1 protein-coding gene is annotated in these 396 nt (G+C 44.7%); it reads left to right on the top strand.

The window, feature by feature from the left end:
• Positions 1 to 396 (top strand): hypothetical protein (locus HMPREF2728_RS10860; RefSeq protein WP_398578146.1); only part of this gene is annotated, 396 nt, incomplete at both ends.

Genomic DNA, 396 nt, shown 5'->3' with positions numbered 1-396 from the left:
AGAGTTGTTCGATAAAGACGGCAACAAGATTGGTGAAGGTACAGCTGATAACAACGGTAAAGCAACTGTTACGCCAACTGTTAATATTCCAGAAGGAAATGTGACAGCGAAAGCAACAGACCCATCAGGCAATGTATCAGAGCCAAGTGAGCCAGCGAAAGCTACAACACCATCAACACCAGATACAGAAGCCCCAGCGAAACCAGAAGTTAAGACAGACCTTACAGGTAAAGCAGGTACTAAGACACCAGTTGAAGTTAATGCAGAACCAGGTTCTAAGGTTGAATTGTTCGACAAAGACGGCAACAAGATCGGTGAAGCAACTGCAGGAACAGATGGTAAAGCAACAATCACACCAACTGTAGCTATTCCAGAAGGAAATGTGACAGCGAAAGC

This window comes from Streptococcus sp. HMSC061D10 (assembly GCF_001808865.1).
In the GTDB taxonomy this organism is placed as follows: Bacteria; Bacillota; Bacilli; order Lactobacillales; family Streptococcaceae; genus Streptococcus.
The sequence above is the reverse complement of the archived record's forward strand: the minus strand, read 5'-3'. Positions and strand labels throughout refer to the sequence as shown.